The organism is Streptomyces chilikensis (assembly GCF_001642695.1).
In the GTDB taxonomy this organism is placed as follows: Bacteria; Actinomycetota; Actinomycetes; order Streptomycetales; family Streptomycetaceae; genus Streptomyces; species Streptomyces chilikensis.
Map to the genome: position 1 here is coordinate 1 of NZ_LWCC02000012.1, position 3925 is coordinate 3925.

The following is a 3925-nucleotide window of genomic DNA, read 5'->3' on the forward strand; positions in this document are numbered from 1 at the left end:
GGCGGCGTTCACGCGGCGGCGGTGACGCCGCCGGATCGCCGCTGCTCGGCCTCGCGCGCCGCCACGCGCTCCCCGGCACCCCGGCGGGCCCGCGCCGCCGCCCTCGCGAGCCGGACCCGCGCCGCCCGCTCCCTCAGCTCGATCCCCCGGGCTTCCTGGATTTCGTACTCGAACATGATCTCTTCCCCTCGTCGTCTCCGCCTCTGCCGCACCTCTACCTTCGCTTCCAAGGGCACTCCCCCGCATCGGGAGACTGCCCGATCTTTGGCCCGGCCCCTGTCCTAGATCGCGGGCCGGACCCCGCGACCGGGCCTAAGCACCGCCCACCGGGACCTAAGACCCCGCCTCACCCGGCGTACGCTCCCGGCATGCCGACCCTCGAACGCCTACGCGCGGACCACGCGGAGGCCCTGCTCGCCTTCGAGCGGGACAACCGCGCGTACTTCGCCCGCACCGTCCCCGACCGGGGTGACGCCTACTTCGTCCACTTCGCCGACCGTCTTCGCGCCCTGCTGGCCGAGCAGGAGCAGGGCTCCTGCCACTTCCACGTCGTCCCGGGCGCGGGCGGCGGGATCGCCGCCCGGGTCAACCTGGTCGACGTCGACCCCGCCGACGGCTCGGCCGAGCTGGGCTACCGGGTCGCCGAGCGGTACGCGGGCCGGGGCCTGGCCACGGCCGCCGTGCGCGAGGTGTGCCGGACCGCCGCCGGGACCTACGGGCTGCGCGCGCTGACCGCCGTCACCCACGAGGACCATCAGGCCTCCCGCCGGGTCCTGGCCCGCGCCGGCTTCGCCGAGGCCGGCCGCTTCCTCCTCGACGGCCGCCCCGCCCTCCGTCTCCGCCGCGCGCTGGAAGGACCCTGACCGTGCCGCCGACCGTGACCCGCCTCGCCACCCTGGACGACGCCGAGGAACTCGCCGCCTGCCTGATCCGCAACCGCGCCTTCCTCGGCCCGTGGGAACCCGTGCGCGGGGACGCCTACTACACCGCCGACGGGCAGCGGGCGGTGCTGGCCGAGAACCTGGACCTGTACGCCCGGGGCGTGGCGGTCCCGCTGCTGATCGTGGACGACGGCGGCCGGATCACCGGCCGCCTGCACGTCAACAACATCGTCCGCGGCCCCTTCCGGTCCGCCACCCTGGGCTACTGGGTGGCCCGGGAGGCGGGCGGCCGGGGGCTCGCCACCGCCGCCGTGGCCGACGCGGTCCGGCTCGCCTTCGGCGACCTGGGGCTGCACCGCCTGGAGGCCGGCACCCTGCTCCACAACGTCGCCTCGCAGACCGTCCTGCGCCGCAACGGGTTCACCCCGTTCGGGGTGGCCCCGCGGTACCTGCGGATCGCGGGGCGGTGGCAGGACCACGTCCTGTTCCAGCTGCTGAACGACGGCGTCGAGGACGGCGGTCCCCGGGAGGCGGACGGCGCCGGCGCCTCCGGGAACGCCGGCTGAGCCGGGTCCCGGAGGCGCCCGGCGGTCAGTCCCGCGCGGCGGCGAGGGCGGCCCGGAGGTGGCCGCCGGACCCGGTGAGGAGCCGCTCCGCGGTCGCCGCGTCGACACCCGCGGCCAGGGCCAGCACCGCGGGTTTGACCTCGCCGCCGGTGGCCTCCAGCGCGGCCGCCACCTCCGCGTCCTCCGCGCCCGTGGCCAGCGCCACGATGCGGTGGGCGCGCGCCCGCAGCTTCTCGTTGCCGGCCCGGACGTCGACCATCAGGTTCCCGTAGGTCTTGCCCAGCCGGACCATGGTGATGGTCGAGATCATGTTGAGGACCAGCTTCTGCGCGGTGCCGGCCTTGAGCCTCGTCGACCCGGCGATCAGTTCGGGTCCGACGACCACCTCGACCGGGTGCTCCGCCGCGGCGGCCAGCGGGCTGTCCGGGTTGCAGGCCAGCCCGACCGTGAGCGCCCCGGCGGCGCGGGCGTGCTCCACCGCGGCCACCGCGTACGGCGTCCGGCCCGAGGCGGAGACGCCGACGACGCTGTCCCGCGCGGTCAGCCCCAGCGCGTCCAGGTCGGCCCGCGCGGCGTCCGCGTCGTCCTCCGCGCCCTCGACCGAGGTGACCAGCGCTTCGGGCCCGCCCGCGATCAGGCCGGCGACCTGGCCGGGACCGGTGTTGAAGGTGGGCGGGCACTCGGAGGCGTCCAGCACCCCGAGCCGGCCGGCCGTGCCGGCGCCCGCGTAGATCAGCCGGCCGCCCCGGGCCATCCGCGCCGCGATGGCGTCCACCGCGGCGGCGATCCGCGGCACCTGCCCGGCGACCGCGGTCGGCACGGTGGCGTCGCCCTCGTTCATCAGTTCCGCGATCCGCTCCGTCGGCAGCCGGTCGAGCCCGGCGAGATCGGGACGGGCGGCCTCGGTGGGGAGGCTCTCGAGCTGGACTCTCAGGTCGGCACCGGACATGTCGGCGGGCACTCCCAGGGACGGGCGGGAACGGGCGGGCGGATCGGAGCGGGGCTGGACGGGGCGGAGCGGGGGATCAGCGGCGGTGGCGGTGCGCCAGCGCCTCGTAGGAGGCGGAGAGGGCGGGCGCCGCCCGGTCGTAGGTGCGCTGGGCGACGCCCACGAACAGGCAGTCGACGACCAGCAGCTGGCCGGTGCGCGAGGACATCGCGGCCGGCCTGAGCTCGCTCTCCCGGGCCGTCGAGGTGGTCAGCACGTGGTCCGCGTACTGGGTGACGGGGGAGCCGGGACGGCCGGTGATCACCACGGTGGTGGCGCCGTGCTCGAAGGCCACCCGCAGCGGCTCGATCACGTCCCCGGTGGACCCGGAGTGGGTGATCGCCAGGGCCACGTCCCCGCCGCGCAGCTGCACGGCGTTGGTCACGGCCAGGTGCGGGTCGCTGTGCGCGTGCGCGACCGCGCCTATCCGGAGCAGCTTCTGCGCCAGGTCCTGGGCGACCAGCCCGGAGGCGGCCACCCCGTACACGTCGATCCGCCGGGCCGAGGCCATCGCGGCGACCGCCGCGCCGAGTTGCACGGTGTCCAGCCCGGCCGCCGTGTCGGCGAGCGTCTGCCGCTCGTCGTGGGCGAGCTTGGTGACGACGTCGGCGATCGGGTCGTCCACGGCTATGTCGGCGGTGACCGACGGGGCGCGGCCCGACTCCTGGTGGGCGGCGAGCCCCGCCAGGGCCAGGCGCAGGTCCCGGTAACCCGGATAGCCCAGCAGCCGGGCCGTGCGGACCACGGTGGCCTCGCTGGTGCCGGTGAGTTCGGCGAGGCCGGTGACGGTGAGCGCCGCGCAGCCGGCCGGGTCACCCGCCACCGCCTCGGCCACGCGCTGCATGGACCGCGTCATCGAGGGCCCCAGCGTCCGCACCTTGGCCGCGAGGGCGGCGGGCGCGGGCGGGGCGGGCGCGGCGGCCCGCGCCGGGGCGCCGGTCCCGGCCTGACGGGCGGCGGACGGCAGGGTCGGTGAGCTCACGAAAGTTTCCTTCACCTCAAGGGTTTCCCCTGAAAGGTATTTTCGTTCCCTGGGCAGGTCAAGGCCGCGTGACAATGGGGGCATGAGCGCCATCAGCCCCCTCGAACAGGCCGTGCACGCCGCCCGTGCCCTCGTCATCGCCGATCTGGTGGCCGCAGACGTGGCCGAGGCCGACGTCGTCTCCCTGGTCGAGGACTCGGTGGTGCAGCGGCGCTGGTGGGTGGAGCAGTGGCCGGAGGGCGCCCAGTTCCTGCCGGGGCTGGTCGCGCAGGACGTGCAGGACGCGCTGCTGGACAAGTACGGCCGCTGGCCGCTCTGCCCGGTCTGCGCGCACGGCGAGCCGCACGCGCTGGAGATCGAGCCGGAGCTGGGCGCGGACCCGCACTGGGTGTGCCACCAGGCGGGCGTGCGGGTCGCCGCGGTGGGCGCGCTGGCCGCCGCCCTCCCGGGCCCGGCGTCGCCGGGCGCGCCGTGAGCGGCGGGGCGTCGTGACCCTCTACATCGATCC

General features: G+C 76.3%; 6 protein-coding genes. 3 read left to right on the forward strand and 3 right to left on the reverse strand.

Annotated elements, in window-relative coordinates; genetic code table 11:
* Positions 1 to 8 precede the first annotated feature (8 nt).
* Positions 9 to 176, reverse strand: a complete 168-nt coding sequence (locus tag A2U95_RS20690) for a hypothetical protein (RefSeq protein WP_166025512.1) — start codon at positions 174 to 176, stop codon at positions 9 to 11.
* Between the two features lie 192 nt (positions 177 to 368).
* Between A2U95_RS20690 and A2U95_RS20695 the strand changes: the two genes are divergently transcribed.
* Entirely contained in the window at positions 369 to 863 is a 495-nt protein-coding gene (locus A2U95_RS20695; RefSeq protein WP_166025514.1) for a GNAT family N-acetyltransferase, read from the forward strand.
* Positions 864 to 865: 2 nt separating this feature from the next.
* Complete coding sequence (locus A2U95_RS20700; RefSeq protein WP_240957495.1) at positions 866 to 1447, forward strand: GNAT family N-acetyltransferase; 582 nt, start codon at positions 866 to 868, stop codon at positions 1445 to 1447.
* A gap of 25 nt (positions 1448 to 1472) precedes the next feature.
* On the opposite strand, the gene murQ is transcribed toward A2U95_RS20700, so the two are convergent.
* Positions 1473 to 2396, reverse strand: a complete 924-nt coding sequence (gene murQ, locus A2U95_RS20705) for an N-acetylmuramic acid 6-phosphate etherase (RefSeq protein WP_166025516.1) — start codon at positions 2394 to 2396, stop codon at positions 1473 to 1475.
* A 76-nt stretch (positions 2397 to 2472) separates the two neighbouring features.
* Complete coding sequence (locus A2U95_RS20710) at positions 2473 to 3510, reverse strand: MurR/RpiR family transcriptional regulator (protein WP_420857031.1); 1038 nt, start codon at positions 3508 to 3510, stop codon at positions 2473 to 2475.
* Here A2U95_RS20710 and A2U95_RS20715 point away from each other — a divergent pair.
* Positions 3500 to 3892, forward strand: coding sequence for a hypothetical protein (locus A2U95_RS20715; RefSeq protein ID WP_166025518.1), 393 nt, complete (start codon positions 3500 to 3502; stop codon positions 3890 to 3892). The genes A2U95_RS20710 and A2U95_RS20715 overlap by 11 nt on opposite strands.
* The last annotated feature ends 33 nt before the right edge of the window (positions 3893 to 3925 follow it).

Coding starts and splice junctions, on each gene's coding strand:
- A2U95_RS20710 (WP_420857031.1), bottom strand. CDS start 3,510: ATGGCGCTCATGCCCCCATTGTCACGCGGCCTTGACCTGCCCAGGGAA.
- A2U95_RS20695 (WP_166025514.1), top strand. CDS start 369: ATGCCGACCCTCGAACGCCTACGCGCGGACCACGCGGAGGCCCTGCTC.
- A2U95_RS20715 (WP_166025518.1), top strand. CDS start 3,500: ATGAGCGCCATCAGCCCCCTCGAACAGGCCGTGCACGCCGCCCGTGCC.
- murQ (WP_166025516.1), bottom strand. CDS start 2,396: ATGTCCGGTGCCGACCTGAGAGTCCAGCTCGAGAGCCTCCCCACCGAG.
- A2U95_RS20690 (WP_166025512.1), bottom strand. CDS start 176: ATGTTCGAGTACGAAATCCAGGAAGCCCGGGGGATCGAGCTGAGGGAG.